Raw genomic sequence first — 20,194 nt, 5'->3', positions numbered from 1 at the left:
GGCCTTAGTATGACTAATGAGGGCGCTGGAGGGCGTCCCAAAGGGAGGAAAAATTGGATAGACGCAGTTTTCTTATCGGTACTTCCGTCACCGCGCTGATGGTGGCGAGCAGCCGTCTTGCCATCGCGCAGGACGCTGCCGAGGGCGTGGCCCCCGACCTGACGAGCTTTCCGCGCAACGAGACGGTAATCGTCCACAACCCGGAAGGTGTCATCCGCAATCCGGCATGGTTCAATCCGTGGGTCGTCGGCAGCGGCGCCGGCACCAGCAACGGCCTGCACAACCTGACCACCGACACGCTCTGGTTCATCGATCCCGATGCCGGCGTCGAAGGTGCCAGCGAAAACGCGGTCTACAACTCGCTGGCTGATGGCCCGTGGGAATACAATGCCGACTTCACCGAGATGACCGTCAAGCTCAAGAAGGGCATCAAGTGGAGCGACGGCGTCGATTTCACGGCGGCCGACGTGGTCTATACCGTCGAAAAGCAGAAGGCTACGCCCGGCACCCCCTACAACGGCGCCTTCACGGCCCAGGTCAAGTCGGTGGAAGCACCGGACGACTACACCGTCCATTTCGTGCTCAATGCTCCCAATTCGCGCTTCCACGCCCTGTTCTCGGTGCGCTGGACTGCTGCTTGGATCATGCCCAAGCACGTCATGGAAGCTCAGGAAGACATCCTGAAGTTCGACAACAACCCGCCGGTGAGCCTGGGGCCGTACACGCTCCATTCCTTCGACCCGAACGGCACCTGGTATATCTGGGAAAAGCGCGCCGACTGGGAAGCTACCGCCCTTGGCATGGTGGGCGAGCCCAAGCCCAAATACATCATCTACCGGAACAACATTTCCACCGACAATCGCCTGATCGAGATCCGTAACGGCAATCTTGATATGGTTCACGACCTGACGCCGGAAGGCACCTTCTCGGTCGTGCAGCAGGATCCGCAGATCCAGGGCTGGTTCCCGGGCTTCCCCTATGCCCACCCCGATCCGACCCTGGTCATGGCGATCTTCAACCACCAGAATCCCAAGTTCCAGGACAAGCGCGTCCGCTGGGCCCTGGCGCTGATGCTCGATGCACGGGCTATGTCGATGGCATCCTATCGTGGCGCGGCCACCCTGTCGGCCATCTCGGTGCCGCCGACCGGCACGCATCCGCGTGACTACCATGGTCCGTTGCAGGAATTCCTGACCAACTACGAGATCGACACCGGCACCAGCAAGGTGAAGCCCTACGACCCCACCATCGGCATGCAGATCGCCGATATGGTGCGGCCGCAGTTCGGCGACGCTGTGCCGACCGACGAGACCGCCATCCGCAACGCCTTCGGCTATGGCTGGTGGAAGCAGAACATCCAGGCGGCCGAAGAACTGCTGACGGCCGCCGGCCTCACCAAGAACGGCAACCAGTGGATGCAGGCGGACGGCACCCCGTTCGGCTTCAGCGTCATGGTTCCTCAGGAAGGCGTGGTCAATCGCCTCGGTGTCATCATCGCCCAGACCTGGGCGCAGAACGGCATCGCGGCGGAAGCCGAAGTGGCCTCCGACACCTGGGATCGCCAGCGCGTCGGCAACTACGAGTGCAATATCGCCTGGGCCGTGGAAACCTGGGGCGGTCACCCCGACCTCAGCTTCTTCCTCGACAGCTACCACTCGGCCTATGTGGCGGCGCCGGGTGCATCCCAGCCCGATCGCAACTGGATGCGTTGGAAGGATCCGCGTCTCGACGAAATCATCGAGAAGATCCGCGGCATCGATTTCAACGATCCAAAGGGCATCGAGTACGGTACGGATTTCGTCAAGCTTCACCTCGAAGAAATGCCGAACATCCCGATCATGGCCTACAACGTGTTCTCCATCCAGTCGAACAAGTACTGGACCGGCTGGCCGAATGCGGAAAACAACTACGCCAACCCGGTGACCAACTGGTCGAACGGGCGGTATATCTTCACGCAGATCACGCCCGTGGCGTAACATTGTCCTCCCGGATGGCCCGGCATGTTTGCCGGGCCGTTCTGAGGGGCACGAGTCTTCCTTCGTGCCCCTCGCCATTTTTCGGTGGCCGCAAGCCAAAAATCGGAACGGCGCCTCCCCGCGATGGGCGAGGTTGGGAGGTGGAGTCAGGCGCACCGAACTCTCGGACACGCATCTCCCTTCCTGCTCGACCCAGCGGAGTCGGCAAGCCAGCTCCGGTCTCGCGTCCCTCCCCAAGGGCGGGGCGAGATTGAATAAGGACGGTTGAGGAGTCTGCATGCACGGTTATCTATGGTTCGTCGCCAAACGCGCGCTGCAGATGCTGGCGGTCATTTTCTGCGGTATCTCGGCGACGTTTCTTGTGACGCATCTGTCGCCGATCAATCCGGTGGAGCAGGTCCTGGGGCGTCTCTCGGCGCGCGCCAATCTGTCCCCCGAAGCCATCGCCTCGACCCGCGCGGCCCTCAACGATCTGTTCGGAACAGGCGCGCCCCTGCATGAGCAATATGTGAATTTCTGGCTCCGCCTGATCCGCGGCGACCTGGGACCTTCGCTGATGGCGTTCCCGACGCCGGCGATGGATATCGTCAGCCGCGCCATGCCCTGGACGCTGGGCCTGCTGGTTTCGGCAACGCTGATCACCTTCGCCATCGGCAACCTGCTCGGTGCCCTGGCTGGCTACAACCAGAACAACCGCTTCTTCAAGATGTTCGGCATCATCGCCATGGGCATCCAGCCTATTCCTTACTACGTGGTGGCCTTCATCCTGCTGATCATCTTCGGTTTCCTCTGGCCGGTGCTGCCCATTTCCGGCGGCTTCGCCATGGACGTGACGCCCGGCTACAACTGGCCTTTCATCAGTTCGGTGCTGCAACACGCCATCCTGCCGGCCTTTTCGGTCGTGCTGGTCGGCTTTGGCGGCTGGTTCATCGGCATGCGCGCGCTGGTATCCAATGTCATCAACGACGACTACGTGACCTATGCCGAGCTGGCGGGCGTAAAGAAATCCACCATCGTGGGCAGCTATGTGATCCGCAACGCCGTCGTGCCGCAGCTGACGGCACTGGCCCTGACCTTGGGTGGCGTGTTCTCCGGGACCGTCATCACCGAGCAGGTCTTCAACTATCCCGGCCTGGGCTCCCTGCTGATCGATGCCGTCAATGCCGGCGACTATTCGCTGGTGTTGGCCGTGTCGACCGTCTCGATCACCGCCGTCGCCGTCGCGATCTTCATCGTTGACCTGCTGCATCCGCTGCTCGACCCGCGCGTGAAGACGGAGTAACCCCATGTTTGCCGTTTTCCGCGACCTGGTTCGCTACAATATCGAATTCACCATCGGCCTGATCCTGGTGGCGATCGTGGTGGTGTTTTCGGCGGCGAGCTTCTTCTCGCCGGTCGATCCCTCGCTGATCTACATGACCATTCCCGATCAGCCGCCGTCCCCCCAATTCTGGTTTGGCACCAATTCGCGCGGCCAGGATATGTTCTGGCAGCTTTCGGCTGCCTTCAAGAACAGCCTGATTTTCGGGCTGACCGTCGCCGTGCTCAGCCGCATCATTTCCATCGCGGTTGGCCTCACTGCCGGCTATCTTGGCGGCTGGGTCGACCGGGTGCTGATGTTCATCAACGACATCTTCGTGTCCGTCCCGATCTTCCCCATTCTGGTGCTGTTCTATTTCGTGCTGCGCAGCAACATGGACAGCCTCACCCTGGCGCTGATCATGGCTGGCCTGGGCTGGCCGTTCGACGCGCGCCTGATCCGCTCGGTAGCCGTGGGCCTCAAGCATCGCGAATTCACCCGCCACGCCGTCTTCGCCGGCATGAGCACGCCCAAGATCTTGCTCGAAGAGCATCTGCCCTATGTGATGCCCATCGTCTTCGCCACCTTCATGAACAACATGCTGTGGTCGATCGGTCTCGAAGTGACGCTGGCCGTGCTGGGTTTCACCAATATCAACCAGCCCACCATCGGCACGGTGCTCTACTGGGCCAACAGCCACTCGGCCATGGTGGTGGGCACCTGGTGGTGGATCGTCATTCCGGTGATCCTGATCGTGATGACGTTCCTGGGCCTGTTCCTGCTGGCCGTCTCGATGAACGAATATATCGATCCGCGCAGCCGCCTGCGCCGCATGGGAGCCTAGGCCATGACCCAGGATCTGCTCAAGGTCGAAGGCCTCAAGGCCTACTACCAGATGAACTACTACGGCGTGGAACGCGAGGTGCGCGCCGTCGACGACATCACCATGACCATCCGCAAGAACGAGATCTACGGCATTGCCGGAGAGAGCTCGTCGGGCAAGACCAGCTTCATCAAGGTGCTGGCGGCGGCCATCCGGCCACCCATGCGCATCGTCGACGGGTCGGTCAAATATGACTTCAAGAACGGACCGATGGATGTGGCCACGGCCACGCCAGCCCAGATCGAGGCCGTGCGCTGGAAGCACCTGAGCTACATCATGCAGGGCTCGATGAGCGTCCTCAATCCGGTGCGGCGCATCGGGCGGACCTTCGAGGATTTCGCCAAGCGCCCGCTGGGGCTGAGCGGCCCGGCGTATCGGGAGCGCGTGCTCAACCATCTCGAGCGGCTCAAGCTGCCGGCCGAAGTGCTCAATGCCTATCCCCATGAGCTGTCGGGCGGCATGCGGCAGCGCGTGACCATTGGCCTGGCCACCGTCTGCCACCCTGAATTTGTCATCGCCGATGAACCCACCACCGCGCTCGACGTCGTGGTGCAGAAGGAAGTCCTGGGGCTGATCCGCGAGATCCAGCAGGATATGGGCTCGTCCGTCGTCTTCGTGACCCACGACATGACGGTCCATGCCAACATGACCGACCGGGTGGGCATCATCTATGCCGGCCGGCTGGTCGAGGAAGGCCCGACGCGGCAGATGTTCTTTGCGCCCAAGCACCCCTATACCGCCCATCTGGTAGCCAGCCTGCCGCGCATCGGCGACACCGCCCAGCGCCCGGCGCTGGAAGGCCGGCCACCCAGCCTGGCCAATCCACCCAGCGGCTGCCGCTTTCATCCGCGCTGCCCGCTGGCCATCGACAAGTGCCGGACCGACGTGCCGCCCCTCATTCCGGTCGCCAACGATCATCGTTCGGCCTGCTGGCGCTGGCAGGATGTGGAACCCCTGGTGGCCCCGCAACATCAGGCGGTGATGGCATGAGTACCCTGCTCGACGTCTCCCACGTCTCCAAGCGTTTCACCATGGGCGGCCTGCTGTCGCGCAAGACGGTTGAGGCCGTGCAGGATGCGAGCCTGTCGCTCAGCGTCGAAACGCCCGAAATCTTCACGATCATCGGCGAATCCGGTTCGGGCAAGACCACGCTGGCTCGCATGATCCTGGGCCTGGAACTGCCCACCGACGGCGAAATCAGCTTCCGCGGCAAGACCGTGAGTCACCGCGTCGGCCGCCGGGAGCGACTCGACTTCATGGGCCATGTGCAGCCGGTATTCCAGAACCCGTTCGAGGCCTTCAATCCGCTCAAGCGCATCGACCGCTATCTCGAATCCACCGCCCGGCGCTTCCTCAAGCTGCGCCATCGCGATGACCTGGACGCCGCGATGGATGGCGCCCTGCAGAAGGTGGGCCTGAGCCTTGCCGAGGCCCGCGGCCGCTTTCCCCATGAAATGAGCGGCGGCCAGCTGCAGCGCGCCGCCATTGCTCGCGCCCTGATCCCCAATCCGTCGCTCCTGGTGGCCGACGAACCCGTGAGCATGGTCGATGCCAGCCTGCGCATGAGCATCGTCAACCTGCTCAAGAGCCTGCGCGACGACCTCAAGGTCAGCGTTATCTACATCACGCACGACCTGGCCACGGCCTACTACATCTCCAACCGCCTGATCATCATGCAGCGCGGTCGGATCGTGGAAATGGGGGATGCGCGGACCGTGCTCGACAATCCCGAGCATCCCTATTCGCGCCTGCTCAAGGCCAGCGTGCTGTCGACCGAGGATGCCGGCAGCGGCAAGCTCCAGACCGATCCCGGCATGGCCGACCGCGCCACGGCGCTGGTCCGGCAACAGGGCAAGCTCGTATCGCGCCCCGATGGCCGCAGCGTCCGGGTCTACGAGGGCGCCTGAAGCGCGGACTAAGTCGGGCCAGTGAGGTACGGGCGAGAAACGCAACATCGGCCGCAGCGTCGCCGCCTGGCTGAATAAATCCGCGTCCGCTGGAAGGCTGGAGCGGGTGAAGGGAATCGAACCCTCGTCGTAAGCTTGGGAAGCTTCTGCTCTACCATTGAGCTACACCCGCGATGCGCAACTAGATGCTGGAAATTGCCGGGTGCGTCAAGGCATGCGATTAACAGTCGCATAACGGCTCCCGGCCTATGCTCGCCGCGTTTCCGGGGGCGGATATGCGTGTCTTGATCGTTGATGACAGCCGGTCGAGCCTGGCCATGATCGGTACGATCGTGGGGGCGGCGACCAATGCCGAGATCGACACCTGCCTGCACCCCTTCGAGGCGCTCGAGCGCTCCGGCCAGACGCAATACGATCTGGTGCTGGTCGATCACATCATGCCCGAAATGGACGGCGTGCAGTTCACCAGTGCGCTCCGCGCCCGCGAGGCCTACCGGCTGGTGCCCATCGTCATGGTGACGTCCGACATGGACCGCACCACGCGCATCGAGGCCATCCGCGCCGGCGCCACCGACTTCGTCAACAAGCCGTTCGATCCCACCGAGCTGCAGGCCCGCGTCGCCAACCTGCTCACCCTGCGTGCGGCGCAGGTGGAACTGGCCGACCGTGCCAGCTGGCTGGCGCGTGAGGTGGATATCGCCACCGCCCACCTGCTGGCGCGCGAGGAAGAGATCATCTGGCGGCTGGCGCGCGCCATCGAATATCGCGACGGCGATACTGGCGAACATGTCTCGCGCGTGGCTCAGATCAGCCAGCTCATCGCCTCGGCCATCGGCCTGAGCGCCGAGCGCTGCCGCATCATCTACTTGGCTGCCCCCCTGCACGATATCGGCAAGATCGGCATAGCCGACGCGATCCTGGGCAAGCCCGGCAAGCTGACGCCGGAGGAATTCGGGATCATGCGCAGCCATGTAACCATCGGCGCGCGCATCCTTGAAAACGGGTCGTCAGAGCTGATCCGGACGGCCGAGCTCATCGCCCAGAGCCATCACGAGCGCTGGGATGGCACCGGCTATCCCGACAGATTGTCGGGCAATGACATTCCGATCGAGGCGCGCGTGGTGGCCCTGGCCGACGTCTTCGACGCGCTTTGTTCGGAACGGCCCTACAAGCCGGCCTGGCCGCTCGACAAGGCCTATGCCGAAATCGTAGCGTGCAGCGGCACCCATTTCGACCCTGCCTGCGTTGCGGCCTTCTGCGCCAAGTGGTCGGAAATCGAGGCCATCATGGGCGCGGCCCAGGTTGAAGCCGAAGCCGTCGGCTTCTGACCTAGCTTTTTCACAGAACGCGCGATCAGCTTGCAGGCGCACCGCCCGGAGCCGAGTTGGAGCCGTCCGCGCTCCGCTCCGCAAGATCAGGTCCATCGCAGATCGCGGCGCGCAACAAAAATACTTCGCCTGATAGCAAGTAATACTTGGTCCATGACTCGCCCGGGACTCGCTGTCGCCGAGTCGAAGATTCAACGACCTTGAATCGAGACTGAATCAATCTGTCAAAACCGGCTGAACGACTCGCACTGGATGACAAGTTATTAGTCGCGAGCGTTTAATGAAATTTGGCGACGTCAAAGTATCGCGCAGTAAGGGTGCCTTAATCAACTTCCCTTACGGTCTGTAATGCATCGGATGGGAATACGGTGCGCGTAATGAAGTCAAGGAATGCGTCGCTTTGGCGGAAGTATCAGCCGGTAGGTAAGACGGTTTCTGCTGCGGCGACCCATCCAGCGGTAGTAAAAAGTATGCGTTGTGTTTTGTGCTCCTCGGCGCGGTCATTGCCATGACCCGAGGCCGTGCTCATCTCGTCAAAATTTCGGGCGATGCCGGCCTTCGTGCGGCCCAGGATATCGCCTTGTCCCTGCGCCAGGCGCTGGCCGGGCATGGCCGGGTTGCCATCGCGACCGAGGGCGTCACCGGCGCCGATCTCACCACGATCCAATTATTGCTGGCCGCCAGCAAGCAGGCCCAGGCCTCCGGCAAGTCGCTCGCCCTGACGGCGCCGCCTGCCGGCTCCCTGCGCGACCTGTTGATCGACGTCGGCTGCCTTGACGCCGACGGCCTGCCGCTGACGCCCGAGAGCGCCTTTTTCACCCAAGTTGCACCACCTGCCGAGGGCAAGCCCGCATGAGCAAGACCATTCTGACGATCGATGACTCCGCCTCCATCCGGCAGATGGTGGTCATGACTCTGTCCGCAGCCGGCCTCGACGTCATCGAGGCCATCAACGGCGCAGATGGCTACGACAAGGCCACCGGTCAGACCGTCCATGCCGTGATCACCGATCTCAACATGCCTGTCATGAACGGCATCGAGTTCATCAAGAAGTATCGCCAGCACCCCGCCAGCAAGGGCGTGCCGATCATTCTTTTGACCACCGAGTCGGACGAGGAGCTCAAGCGCCAGGCCAAGGAAGCCGGCGCCACCGGCTGGATCGTCAAGCCGTTCAAGCAGGAGCAGTTGCTCGCCGTGGTCAAGAAGGTGACCGGGGCATGAGCTTTCCGGACCCCACCGAGACATTCCGGCAGGAGGCGCGCGAGCTGCTCGAGCAGCTGGAGCTGGGCCTGCTCGACCTCGAGCAGAACCCTGCCAATGACGACCTGATCAACTCGACCTTCCGGGCACTGCACACCATCAAGGGGTCGGGCGCCATGTTCGGCTACACCGCCGTGGCCGCTTTCGTGCACGAATTCGAGACCGCCTTCGACCAGGTGCGCAAGGGCCTTGCGCCTGCGACATCCGAGCTGATCGCGGTGGCGCTCGATGCCAAGGATCACATCCACCGGCTGATCGAGGAGCCCGACGGCTCGCAACTGGGTGGCCAGGCTATCCTGGACGCGCTGCATGTCGTGATTTCCGGCGCCCTGGCCGCGACTGCGGCAGTGGGGGCCGCCACGCAGCCCGAACCTGCACCAGCCACTGCACCCGTTGCATCGGCGGCAACCCGCTGGCGGCTGCGCTTCCGCCTGCCCGGCGATGCCCTGGTCTACGGCACCAATCCCCGCCTGTTGCTCGACGAGATCCGCGAGATCGGTCCCTGCACCATCACGGCGCTGACCGACACCATTCCCTCGCTCGAAGTCATCGATCCCGAAGTGCCCTATCTGGGCTGGCAGATCGATATCGAGCATGACGACCCGCGCGGGGCCATAGACGACGTCTTCATGTTCCTCAAGGACGGCATGGAGCTCTCGGTGGAGCCGCTGAGCGGCGCGTCGACGGACGAAGCGCCTGAAGGCGCCGAGATCGACCTGTCGCTGGAGCCCGAACCGGAGCCCGTGGTCGAGGCGCCCGTCGCAGCAGCCGTTCCCGAGCCCAAGGCTCCGCCCGCAGCGGCCGAACCTGCGGCGAGGACCGCGCCGGCACCGGAACGTGCCGCCGCATCGTCCATGCGCGTCGACGCCGAGCGGCTGGACGAGCTCATGGATCGCGTCGGCGAGCTGGTGATCGCCCAGGCCCGCCTGACCCAGATCGCCAACATGAGCCAGGACGCCAACCTCAAGACCATCGCCGAGGAACTGGAACGCCTCAGCTCGGGGCTGCGCGACACCACCATGGGCATCCGCATGGTGCCCATTGGTAGCCTCTTCAGCCGGTTCCGCCGCCTGGTGCACGATCTCAGCCGCGACCTGGGCAAGGAGATCGAGTTCATCACCTCCGGCGAAGATACCGAACTCGACAAGACCATGATCGAGCGCCTGGCCGACCCGCTGGTCCACCTGATCCGCAATTCGGTCGATCACGGCCTCGAAAGTGCCGACAAGCGCCTCGCCGCCGGCAAGCCGGCCAAGGGGACCGTGCGTCTTTCGGCCGTCTATGCCGGCGCCGAAGTCGCCATCTCGGTCACCGATGATGGGGCAGGGCTCAATGCCGAGCGCATCCGCGCCAAGGCCGAGGAGGCGGGCCTGCTCGCACCCGACGCCAAGATCGCCGATGCCGATCTCTGGCAGATGATCTTCGCCCCCGGCTTCTCCACGGCCAAGGAAGTTACGTCGCTTTCGGGTCGTGGGGTCGGCATGGATGTGGTCAAGCGCACCATCGACGGGCTGCGCGGCAGCATCGACGTCTCGACCGTCAGGGGTGAAGGCTCCACCATGACCCTGCGCCTGCCGCTGACGCTTGCCATCATCGATGGCATGCTCGTGCGCGTCGGCAATGGCCGCTACACCATCCCGCTGGCCGCCGTGGAGGAGTGCGTCGAACTGCCCGAAGGCATCGAGGCCAATGCGCGCGGCCGCAACTTCCTCGATATCCGCGGGAGCCTCGTGCCCTTCCTGCGCCTGCGCGAAGTGTTCCGCACCAAGGCGCCGCTCGAGCCGCACCAGAAGGTGGTCATCGTCTCGTCCGGCGAAGGCCGCGTGGGCCTGGTGGTCGATCAGATCATCGGCAACAACCAGACGGTCATCAAGCAGTTGAGCAAGCTGCATTCCTCGCTCAAGTCCTTCTCGGGCGCGACCATCCTGGGCGATGGCACCGTGGCGCTCATCCTCGATACGGCGCACCTGGTTGCGCATGGCCAGTTCTATGTCGACCAGGGGAGGGCGGCATGAGCGCCATGACCACAGGCTCAATGACGGCGCTGACGCTGCGGCTGGAGGACGAATTGTTCGCCATCGAGGCGGGCAGCGTGCGCGAGATCCTTGACCTCGTACCCATCACCGAAGTGCCCAACGCCTCGCCCTTCGTCAGTGGGCTGATCAATGTCCGCGGCCGTGTCGTGCCTCTGGCCGATCTGCGCGTGACCTTCGGCATGGACCGGCCCGAGCCCGACCAGGACACCCGCATCGTGGTCATGGAGATCGATATCGACGGCGAGCCGACCGTCGCCGGCATCCTGGCCGACAAGGTCCACGACGTCACCGATATCGAAGCCGCCTCCATCGAGGAGGCGCCCAAGGTCGGAATGCGCTGGCCGCCCGAATTCATTCGCGGCATCGGCAAGCGCAATGGCGGCTTCATCATCATCCCCGATCTGGGGCGAATTTTCGAAACTCAAGGCGCCAGGACGGCGACCCCCGCAGCATCAGAAGAAAGGTCTGCATCGTGAGACTGACAATCAAGACCAAGCTGGCGGCGACCTTCGTCGCTGTCGTTGCCCTGTCGGGCGTTAGCATGTTCCTGGCGTTACAGAGCCTGGGCCGGCTGAATGACTCGCTCGGCGAGATCGTCGACGTCCAGGCCACCAACACCATCGCCATTTCGGATGTGCAGACGTCGCTGGAGAGCATCAGTTCACGCCTGCGCGCCATGATCATCTCCAGCGATCCAGAGCTGCAGGCCCGGCTCAGCGCGGAGATCAACAGCGAATTGGCCCATGTCGCCGAGGCGGACCAGCAGCTCGAGGCCAACCTTTTCGATCCGCAATTGCGCGAGCAGTTCGCCCAGTTCGAAGCCAGGCTCGCCGAATATAGCGCCATCGTCCCGCGCATCGACGAACTGACCCAGGCCAACAGTGACGCCACGGCACTCGCCATTTCCCGTTCCGAAGGCAGCGAGTCGCTCGGTCGTGTCGAGGAGGCCATGGGCAACCTCAGGAAGGCCCTGGCCGCCCGCGTCAATGCCGGCGAGCCGGGCAGCTTCGTTGCCTACCAGACGGCCAGCGACAGCTTCCTCACCATGACCGACATTTTCCGTCAGCAGCGCAACATCCTGCTGGCCGCCGGCGACCCGGAACTGCAGGACAAGTGGCATGCCGACTATGTGAGCGGTATCGCCGCGATCGACGAGGCCATGCCGACCCTGCAGCGCGCCATGTCTCCCGCCGATATGCCGCTCTTTACCGAGGCCAAGGCCGCATACGACGGCATGGTGGCCGCCATGGACAAGGCAGTAGCCGTTGCCATCACCAAGACCGACTATAACGCGACCGTGATGGCCGACGAAGCCAGCGTCATCAGCGCCGCGGCCGACGACATCCTCGACACCATGATCGCACGCAATGGCGAACTGCTGCAAAATGCGGATGCTCAGGCCGACCAGTTGTACAATTCCTCGATGATGCTGCTTGTCGGCCTGCTCGCCGGCTCGGTGCTGATTGCGGCCATTGCTGCCACCTGGATCGTCGTCTCGATTTCCCGTGCCCTGGGCAGTGCCGTGCGCCTTGCTAATGAAGTGGCCGACGGCAATCTCAGCGCCAGCGTGGCCAACAAGTCCGATGACGAGGTAGGCGACCTGATCAAGGCCCTCAACGCCATGACGCAGAAGCTGCGCGAAGTGGTGAGCGAGGTCACCTCGGCAACCCGCAACGTCGCTGCCGGCAGCCAGGAAATGTCGGCCACGGCCGAACAGCTCAGCCAGGGTGCCACCGAACAGGCCTCCTCGACCGAAGAGGCGTCCGCCTCGATGGAAGAAATGGCCGCCACCATCAAGCAGTCTGCCGACAATGCCAGCCAGACCGAAAAGATCGCCCGCCAGTCCGCTGCCGATGCGATCGCCTCGGGCGAAGCGGTGACCAATGCCGTGACCGCCATGCAGACCATCGCCGAAAAGATCATGGTGGTGCAGGAAATTGCCCGCCAGACCGATCTGCTCGCTCTCAACGCGGCGGTGGAAGCCGCCCGTGCCGGCGAGCATGGCCGCGGCTTTGCGGTCGTGGCATCCGAAGTGCGCAAGCTGGCTGAACGCAGCCAGGCCGCCGCTGCCGAAATCTCGACCCTGTCGGGCACCACGGTCAAGGCAGCCCAGTCGGCCGGCGAGATGCTCAGCAAGCTCGTCCCAGACATTCAGCGCACGGCCGAACTGGTGGAAGAAATCTCCGCCGGCAGCCGCGAACAGAATGCGGGTGCGTCCCAGATCAACACGGCTATCCAGCAGCTCGACAAGGTGACCCAGCAGAACACCTCGGCCGCCGAAGAAATGTCGGCAACCTCCGAGGAACTCGCCAGCCAGGCCGAGCAGCTCCAGGCAGCGATCAGCTACTTCAGGATCGATGCGTCGTCTCAGCCTGCCGCCATAAGGAGCGAAGCCGCTCCAGCCGCCGATCTCAAGCAGGCCATCATGGCCAAGGCGCCGCACATGGCCCCGCGCAAGGCCACGGCCAAGGCCAAGCCAACCAGTTCGGGCGGCTTCGACCTCGATCTGGATGACGGCCAGGATGACCTCGACGCCGAGTTCTCCCGCCGCGGCGCCGCCTGACCTGACAGGCTCTGAACTGCCGGTGACCGCAGCATGCGGTCACCGCACTCTCCCAGACAGCGAACACCGAGGCCCGACCATGGCTGAACGCGCACAATACGTCACCCTTGGCGTGGCCGATGAACTGTTTGCCGCGCCGGTTGAAAAGGTGCAGGAAATCCTCGACATGCAGCCGATCGCCCGGCTGCCGCAGGCGCCCTCAACCCTCTTGGGGATGATCGACGTCCGTGGCCAGGGTATCCCGGTGGTCGATCTGCGCCTGGTTCTGGGGCTGCCCCCGGCTTCCGACACCGAAAGCACGCGCATCATCGTGCTGGCGCTTGCCGGGCAGGATGGCGACCTGCGTCTCGGCCTGCGTGCCGACCGGGTCTTCGAAGTGACCGTGCTGGACGATGAAACCCTCGACCCGCCGCCGGTGGTGAGCGGCGCCTGGGCGGGCCACTGCATTGCCGGCATCGGACGTCGCAACGGCCGCTTCGTCACGGTGCTCGACCTCGAGCGCCTGCTTGGCCCCTTCCAAGACGCCTCACGGGCGGCCTGATCGGTCGGAGAACAGTTCCTTGGTGCCTTCCGCTCTCCAGACCACCTTCCAGGTGGAAGCTTCCGACGACGATCACCTGTCGCTGCGCGACTACAAGCGCATATCCGACCTGATCGGCCGGGAAGTCGGCATCAAGTTGCCGCCGACCAAGCGGCTGATGGTCGAAGGCCGGCTGCGCAAGCGTGTACGCGCGCTGGGCCTTGCCAATCTGGATGCCTATGGCACCTACCTGTTCCAGCATGATGGACTGGCGGCCGAGCTGGCCTTCCTGATCAACGCCGTCACCACCAACAAGACCGATTTCTTCCGCGAGCCCGAGCATTTCGACCTGCTCGAAAACCGGCTGGTGCCGGACCTGATCGCGCTGCGCAAGGCCGAGCGCAAGCCCCTGCTCAAGATATGGAGCGCCGCCAGCTCGACCGGCGCCGAGGTTTATACGCTGGCCATGGTGCTTGCCGACCTCCTGGCGCAGCGCAACGACTTCCGCTTTGCCATTCTGGGCACCGACATCTCGACCGCCGTGCTCGCGCAGGGCGAGCGGGCTGTCTATCCGGCGGAACTCATCGCACCAGTGCCGCCAGGCAAGCAGCAGCGCTATCTCATGTTTGCCCGCAAGCCGGGCCCCCGGCCCGAAGTCCGCATCGTTCCTGAATTGCGGCGGCTGGTGCGCTTCGCCCGGCTCAACCTCATGGATGCCAGCTATCCATTCGACCGTGACGTCGACGTCATCTTCCTGCGCAACGTGCTGATCTATTTCGACAAGGCCGACCAGGAGAAGGTGATCCTGCGGCTGGTCAGCCACCTGCGGCCGGGCGGTTATCTTATTCTTGGTCATTCCGAATCCATGATCGGAACGGCCGTGACCATGCGTCAGGTCGCGCCCGCGGTATTCCAGAAGGCCTGATTTGCCATGACCAACCGCAAGATCCGCGTGCTGATTGTCGATGACAGCGCCTCCGTGCGCATGACGCTCAGCCAGATCATCGACAGCGACCCCGACCTCGAGGTCATGGCGACTGCCGCCGACCCCTACCTGGCGGTGGAGCGTATCCGTCACGAAGTCCCTGACGTCATCTTCCTCGACATCGAGCTGCCGCGCATGGACGGCCTGACTTTCCTGCGCAAGATCATGAGCCAGCGGCCCATTCCGGTCGTGATCTGCTCGAGCCTGGCCGAGGAGGGTTCGGATACGCTGCTCCAGGCGCTTGAGGCCGGCGCAGTCGACGTCGTGGCCAAGCCGCGCGTCGACACCACCCACTTCCTCCAGGAATCCCGCATGCGCATCTGTGACGCCGCCAAGGCCGCAGCGCATGCCAAGTTGCGGGGCGTCAAGAAAGCGCCGCCTCCGCCGATCAATGTCGAGGCCAAGCTGACCGCCGACGCGATCATTCCGCCCTTGTCGGAGGCGCGCGCCGCGTCCTTGCGCGCCAAGCAGCCCCAGACTGAACCGATCATCTGTATCGGCGCCTCCACCGGTGGCACCGAGGCTCTGCGCGACGTGCTGGAGAAGCTGCCGGCCAACAGCCCCGGCATCGTCATCGTGCAGCACATGCCCGAAAAGTTCACCAATGCCTTCGCCCGCCGCCTCGACAGCCTCTGCGCCATCGAAGTCAAGGAAGCCGAAGATGGTGACGTAGTGCAGGCTGGCCGCGCGCTGATCGCGCCGGGCAACCAGCATATGGTGCTGCACCGCACCGGCAGCCGCTACACCGTCAATATCGTCGATGGCCCCCACGTGTCGCGCCACCGTCCCTCGGTGGACGTGATGTTCCGCTCGGCCTCGCAGGTCGCCGGCCGCAACGCCATGGGCGTGATTCTGACCGGCATGGGCGACGATGGCGCCAGGGGGCTCCTCGAAATGCGACAGGCCGGCAGCCACACCATCGCCCAGGACGAGGAGACCTCCGTGGTCTTCGGCATGCCCAAGGAGGCCATCCAGCGCGGCGCCGCCGTCAAGGTCGTGCCGCTGGGGCGGGTCGCCGCCGAAATCGACCTCTACGCCCGCAATATACCGCGCACGGGAGCTGCGTCATGAGTGCCCTCGCTACCCAGTTCGCCCCCGCCGCGACGCCCGAAGCCAGCCGGCTCCGGCAGATTGGCGAGGCCCTGGCAGCACCTCGCGAGCAGATCGAAAGCACCTTCGTTACCGTTGGCGCGCGCCTCGCCGAAGGCGCCGCCATGCTCAACCGCCTCACCAAGGTCTTCGAGGCCCTGCCGGCGCAGCTACAAAGTCCTGACCTGGTCGAAGCCTCCACCCGCCTGGCCGACGTTGGCCGGCAGGCGCAGACCATCTCGGCCTTGTTCGCCACCGAACAGGCCGACCTGGCCCGCCTCGTCGATGTCGTTGCCGCCGCCGAGCACCCGATCGGCGAGCTCCGCCGCACCGTCAAGATGATGGGCATCGTCGCCATCAACGCCCGCGTCGTGGCCGCCGCCATTGTCGGCGACAGCGACGACTTCGACGTCTTTACCACCGATATCGCCAAGCTATCGGAAAGCGCCAGTTCCACCATTCAGCACTTCACCGCGGCCTATCGCCAGCTGACCGACGAAGTCGGCCTTGCCGCGCGACAGCGCAGCCAGTTCGAGAATGCCCATGCCGATACGCTGAGCGGCCTGGCCGCCGACATGGACACGGCGCTGGCAGAACTTGCCCGCCAGCGCGCGACTTCTGCCGACAGCAGCGCGCAGACCGGCCGCGTCTCCCGCCAGATCGTCAGTCGTATCGCCAACGCCGTCATGGCGCTGCAGGTCGGCGACGCCACCCGTCAGCGCATCGAGCATGTCGAGGCGGGCCTGGCATCGCTGGCTGACCTGCTGTCCTCAAGCATTCTCCAGCAAAATCACCAGCAATCGGCAAGAAATCTTGCTGGTTGCTTGCAGGTTGCCCAGCTCTCGGCCGCAGCCGAGGCTTTCGAGAATGACGTCGCCGAAGCGGGAACCGCACTACGCGATCTCGCCACCGACGCGCGGGTCATCATGGACCAGAGCCGCGCCATCTATGGCCAGGACGACCAGGGCGGCGCGTCCTCGCTTGCCGCTTTGAGCGATGCCGTACGTCACGCCGCGCTGGTCCTGCGCGACTGCGAGGCCGAGCGTGGCAAGCTGGAAAGCGTTGCCACAGCGGTACTTGGCACGGTCGGCACCCTGCTCAGCCACGTCGAGGCGGTGCAGGAAATCGAGGCCAATATGCGCCTCGTCAGCCTCAACGCCGCCGTCAAATGCGCCCAGCTGGGCCCGCGCGGCGCCGCGCTCAACGTCATCGCCCGTCAGCTGCGCGAGCTCACCGGCGAGACCGTCATCGCCGCCGAAGGTGCCATGGCCGGCCTGCATGAAGCCGCCGGGCTCGCCCAATCCTTCGGCGCCGCCGCCAATGGCGATACCGCCGGTCGCGTCGGTCAGCTCGAGCATGAAGCAACCGCCGCATTGCTCTTGCTGCAAGGGGTCGACACCGCCCTTGCCGAAGCTCTGGGGGCGCTCAACCGGGATGGTCCCAGCGTCATCGGCCTGCTCGAAACCGCCGCCGAGACTTTCGCCAACCAAGCGGCAATTTCGGAAACCATGCGCGACCTGGAAATGCAACTGGTGGCCGAGTGCCCGCCGGGGGCTACCGATACCCCCACAGGCCCAGTTGCCGACCTTCTCGCCGCGCATCGGGCCCGCTACACCATGGATGCCGAGCGCAGGATCCACGAGCAGATGTTCGGGACCGAGCCCGCTCCGGCGGAACCGGCAGTCGAGCCGGGTGAGGAAACCGATCTCGATGACCTCGACGCGCTGTTCCTCTAGCCCGAATACGGCTTGAAGTGCTTGGAGAGCTTGAGCGTCTGGGCCTGGTAGTTGGAGCCCAGCGCCGAGCCATAGAGCCGGTCCGGCGCCTCGGCCAATCGCTCGTAGATCAGCCGGCCGATGGTCTGGCCGTGACCGAGCAGGAACGGCACTTCGCGGCTGCGCACTTCCAGCACCGCACGGCTGCCGGTGCCGCCGGCCGATGAATGGCCAAAGCCCGGGTCGAAGAAGCCGGCGTAGTGGACGCGGAACTCGCCCACCAGCGGATCGAAAGGCACCATTTCCGCGGCGTGGGTTGGCGGTACATGCACCGCCTCGTCGCTGACCAGGATGTAGAACTCGTCTGGATCCAGGATCAGCTCCTCGCGACCGCGATTGAGCAGCGGATCCCAGAAGTCGAGCACATCGAGCGCCGCTTTCTTGTCCACATCGACCACGGCCGTATGGCGCTTGGAGCGGAAGCCGATGAGGCCATTGCGGTTCTCGCCCTTGAGGTCGATCGACAGCGCCACCCCCTCGCCAACCGGGACGTTGTTGTTGAACACCAGCGTATCGGAGGCGTGCAGCGCCTGGTGTTCGGCTACCGTCAGGCGATTGTCACCCGAGCGGAACCGCATCTGGCTGAGCCGTGAGCCGGTGCGGACCAGCACGGGGAAGGTGCGCGGGCTGACTTCGAGATAGAGCGGGCCCTGGTAACCCGACGGCATCTGGTCGAAACCGCGGGCCCGATCACCGATGACGCGGGTGAATACGTCGAGCCGGCCGGTGGAGCTCTTGGGATTGGCCGAGGCGCTGACCGTGTCGGGTAAAGCCAGTCGCTCCTGCAACGGCACCAGATAGACACAGCCACGCTCCAGCACGGCGCCCTTGGTCAGGTCGATCTCGTGCAGCTTGAGCGCCTCGATGCGCTCGGCAACCGAATGGCCCGGCCCCGGCAGGAAGCTCGATCGGACCCGATAGGCGACGTCTCCCAGTCGCAGGTCGAGGCTGGCTGGTTGCACCTGGTCGCTGTCGAACGGACGCGTTGCGACGATGGCGCCCTGCTTGTGCAGGAGCTCGATCAAACGCGCCGGAAAAACGCCCTGCGGCCAGGCCTGTTGCTTGTCCATGCTGCTGCGGTTCCCGCCTCGCCCTCCCATGTTCCCTAGCAACCCTTCCAATTGACGCCAACAGGCAATTGGCCTTACATCACAACCCAGTGGTGATTTGGCCGGTCGCTTGCAGCCACTTAAAACAAGTTGCTAAAGACCGTTTGGGAACCGGCCGCCAATATGCGTGCCGGTTTTTTGTTGTGAAGGCGTTTGCGATGTCCCGAGAGAACAACCCCCTCCTTGATCCGAAGCGGCTCGGTGCAGCAACGCAGATGGTCCATGGCGGTGACAAGCGCACGCCCTTCAACGAGACCAGCGAGGCGGTCTTCCTCAATTCGGGCTATTCCTATCCAAGTTCCGAGCACGCCGAACTGCTGTTCCAGAACAAGATTCCGGGTGGCCACAACTATTCCCGCTTCGCCAACCCGACGGTTGATATCTTCCAGGAGCGCATGGCGCTGATCGAAGGCGCCGAAGCCGGCCGGGCCTTTGCCTCGGGCATGGCGGCCGTCACCAATGCGGTGATGAGCCAGGTTCGTGCGGGTGATCACATCGTTGCGGCCCAGGCCCTCTTCGGCGGTTGCCGCTATGTGGTGGAAGACTATGCGCCGCGCTTCGGCGTGCAATCGACGCTGGTCGATGGTCGCGACCCCCAGAATTTCGCCCGCGCCATGCAGCCCAACACCAAGGTCGTGTTCATCGAAACGCCGACCAATCCGACCCTGGAACTGGTCGATATTCAGGCCGTGGCCGACATTGCCCATGCCCACGGCGCCAAGCTGATCGTCGACAACGTGTTTTCAACGGCCCTTTACCAGAAGCCGCTGCAACTGGGCGCCGACCTCGTCACCTATTCGGCGACCAAGCATATCGACGGGCAGGGGAGGGTGCTCGGTGGCATCGTGCTCGGCTCAAAGGCCCTTATCGAGGGCGACGTCCACACCTTCCTGCGCCAGACCGGGGCGACGCTCAGCGCCTTTAACGCCTGGGTACTGCTCAAGGGTCTTGAAACCTACGAATTGCGCATCCGGCAGATGACCGACAGCGCCGAGAAGGTGGCCGCGGCTCTCGAAGGCCATCCCAAGGTCAACCGCGTGATCTATCCGCATCTCCCCAGCCACCCGCAATACGCACTGGCCAAACGGCAGATGACCCGTGGCTCGACGCTGCTGGCCATCGATGTCAAGGGCGGGCAGGAGGGCGCCTTCACTCTCTCGGACAGCCTAGCGGTCATCCTGATTTCGAACAACCTGGGCGACGCCAAGTCGCTGATCACCCATCCGCGCACCACTACGCATGCGCGACTGACCGAAGAGGTGCGGTTGGAAACCGGGGTAACGCCGGGCTTGTTGCGGCTATCGGTCGGGCTCGAAAGCCCCGACGACCTCATTGCCGATCTGATGTATGGGTTGGATCAGGTTTAGGTCGATCATGGTCCGGTTCGCGTTGCCCCACCCCCTCCCAACCTCCCCCATCAAGGGGGAGGTGCCGCGCCGTGGGTTGGCCTGCATCGAGCGACA

At 64.1% G+C, this 20,194-nt stretch carries 17 protein-coding genes, 1 tRNA gene and 1 riboswitch; of the genes, 16 read left to right on the top strand and 2 right to left on the bottom strand.

Features of this window, described 5'->3' with window-relative positions; genetic code table 11:
* Nucleotides 1–98: 98 nt before the first annotated feature.
* From JI749_RS17035 to JI749_RS17015, 5 genes are all read left to right on the top strand, one after another.
* Nucleotides 99–1,976 (top strand): ABC transporter substrate-binding protein, encoded by a 1,878-nt coding sequence (locus JI749_RS17035; RefSeq protein ID WP_201662982.1) that lies wholly within the window; start codon nucleotides 99–101, stop codon nucleotides 1,974–1,976.
* 277 nt (nucleotides 1,977–2,253) lie between these two features.
* Entirely contained in the window at nucleotides 2,254–3,258 is a 1,005-nt protein-coding gene (locus JI749_RS17030; RefSeq protein WP_201656740.1) for an ABC transporter permease, read from the top strand.
* A gap of 4 nt (nucleotides 3,259–3,262) precedes the next feature.
* Nucleotides 3,263–4,120 (top strand): ABC transporter permease, encoded by an 858-nt coding sequence (locus JI749_RS17025; protein ID WP_201656737.1) that lies wholly within the window; start codon nucleotides 3,263–3,265, stop codon nucleotides 4,118–4,120.
* 3 nt (nucleotides 4,121–4,123) lie between these two features.
* The gene (locus JI749_RS17020) at nucleotides 4,124–5,149 is read left to right on the top strand and encodes an ABC transporter ATP-binding protein (protein ID WP_201656734.1); all 1,026 of its coding nucleotides are present in this window, start codon (nucleotides 4,124–4,126) and stop codon (nucleotides 5,147–5,149) included.
* Complete coding sequence (locus JI749_RS17015; protein WP_201656731.1) at nucleotides 5,146–6,066, top strand: ABC transporter ATP-binding protein; 921 nt, start codon at nucleotides 5,146–5,148, stop codon at nucleotides 6,064–6,066. Before JI749_RS17020 ends, JI749_RS17015 begins: the two co-directional genes overlap by 4 nt.
* Nucleotides 6,067–6,164: 98 nt before the next feature.
* Here the strand turns inward: JI749_RS17015 and JI749_RS17010 are convergent.
* Nucleotides 6,165–6,238: transfer RNA gene (locus tag JI749_RS17010), tRNA-Gly, on the bottom strand.
* Between the two features lie 103 nt (nucleotides 6,239–6,341).
* On the opposite strand from JI749_RS17010, the gene JI749_RS17005 reads away from it, so the two are divergent.
* The 10 genes from JI749_RS17005 to JI749_RS16960 all read left to right on the top strand — a co-directional run bounded on the left by JI749_RS17005 (nucleotide 6,342) and on the right by JI749_RS16960 (nucleotide 17,583).
* Nucleotides 6,342–7,394 (top strand): HD domain-containing phosphohydrolase, encoded by a 1,053-nt coding sequence (locus JI749_RS17005; RefSeq protein ID WP_201656728.1) that lies wholly within the window; start codon nucleotides 6,342–6,344, stop codon nucleotides 7,392–7,394.
* Nucleotides 7,395–7,902: 508 nt separating this feature from the next.
* Complete coding sequence (locus JI749_RS17000; protein WP_201656725.1) at nucleotides 7,903–8,250, top strand: STAS domain-containing protein; 348 nt, start codon at nucleotides 7,903–7,905, stop codon at nucleotides 8,248–8,250.
* Nucleotides 8,247–8,615, top strand: a complete 369-nt coding sequence (locus tag JI749_RS16995; RefSeq protein WP_201656722.1) for a response regulator — start codon at nucleotides 8,247–8,249, stop codon at nucleotides 8,613–8,615. Before JI749_RS17000 ends, JI749_RS16995 begins: the two co-directional genes overlap by 4 nt.
* Nucleotides 8,612–10,669, top strand: a complete 2,058-nt coding sequence (locus JI749_RS16990) for a chemotaxis protein CheA (protein ID WP_201656719.1) — start codon at nucleotides 8,612–8,614, stop codon at nucleotides 10,667–10,669. Before JI749_RS16995 ends, JI749_RS16990 begins: the two co-directional genes overlap by 4 nt.
* Nucleotides 10,666–11,166, top strand: a complete 501-nt coding sequence (locus JI749_RS16985) for a chemotaxis protein CheW (RefSeq protein WP_233280802.1) — start codon at nucleotides 10,666–10,668, stop codon at nucleotides 11,164–11,166. The genes JI749_RS16990 and JI749_RS16985 overlap by 4 nt, the downstream gene beginning before the upstream one ends.
* The gene (locus tag JI749_RS16980) at nucleotides 11,163–13,253 is read left to right on the top strand and encodes a HAMP domain-containing methyl-accepting chemotaxis protein (protein ID WP_201656716.1); all 2,091 of its coding nucleotides are present in this window, start codon (nucleotides 11,163–11,165) and stop codon (nucleotides 13,251–13,253) included. Before JI749_RS16985 ends, JI749_RS16980 begins: the two co-directional genes overlap by 4 nt.
* Nucleotides 13,254–13,332: 79 nt before the next feature.
* Nucleotides 13,333–13,794, top strand: coding sequence for a chemotaxis protein CheW (locus JI749_RS16975; protein WP_201656713.1), 462 nt, complete (start codon nucleotides 13,333–13,335; stop codon nucleotides 13,792–13,794).
* Between the two features lie 19 nt (nucleotides 13,795–13,813).
* On the top strand, nucleotides 13,814–14,698 hold the full coding sequence (locus JI749_RS16970) for a CheR family methyltransferase (protein ID WP_233280801.1): 885 nt from the start codon (nucleotides 13,814–13,816) through the stop codon (nucleotides 14,696–14,698).
* 6 nt (nucleotides 14,699–14,704) lie between these two features.
* On the top strand, nucleotides 14,705–15,829 hold the full coding sequence (locus JI749_RS16965; RefSeq protein ID WP_201656710.1) for a protein-glutamate methylesterase/protein-glutamine glutaminase: 1,125 nt from the start codon (nucleotides 14,705–14,707) through the stop codon (nucleotides 15,827–15,829).
* Nucleotides 15,826–17,583 (top strand): coiled-coil domain-containing protein, encoded by a 1,758-nt coding sequence (locus JI749_RS16960; RefSeq protein ID WP_201656707.1) that lies wholly within the window; start codon nucleotides 15,826–15,828, stop codon nucleotides 17,581–17,583. Before JI749_RS16965 ends, JI749_RS16960 begins: the two co-directional genes overlap by 4 nt.
* Here JI749_RS16960 and JI749_RS16955 read toward each other — a convergent pair.
* Nucleotides 17,580–18,692, bottom strand: a complete 1,113-nt coding sequence (locus JI749_RS16955; RefSeq protein ID WP_201656704.1) for a 2'-deoxycytidine 5'-triphosphate deaminase — start codon at nucleotides 18,690–18,692, stop codon at nucleotides 17,580–17,582. The two genes, JI749_RS16960 and JI749_RS16955, sit on opposite strands and share 4 nt — an antisense overlap.
* A 79-nt stretch (nucleotides 18,693–18,771) precedes the next feature.
* Nucleotides 18,772–18,847: riboswitch (SAM riboswitch) on the top strand.
* A 42-nt stretch (nucleotides 18,848–18,889) separates the two neighbouring features.
* Between JI749_RS16955 and metZ the strand changes: the two genes are divergently transcribed.
* Nucleotides 18,890–20,098, top strand: a complete 1,209-nt coding sequence (gene metZ, locus JI749_RS16950) for an O-succinylhomoserine sulfhydrylase (RefSeq protein WP_201656701.1) — start codon at nucleotides 18,890–18,892, stop codon at nucleotides 20,096–20,098.
* Nucleotides 20,099–20,194 lie beyond the last annotated feature (96 nt).

Source organism: Devosia oryziradicis (assembly GCF_016698645.1).
In the GTDB taxonomy this organism is placed as follows: Bacteria; Pseudomonadota; Alphaproteobacteria; order Rhizobiales; family Devosiaceae; genus Devosia; species Devosia oryziradicis.
This window is presented reverse-complemented; position numbering and strand designations above follow the sequence as displayed.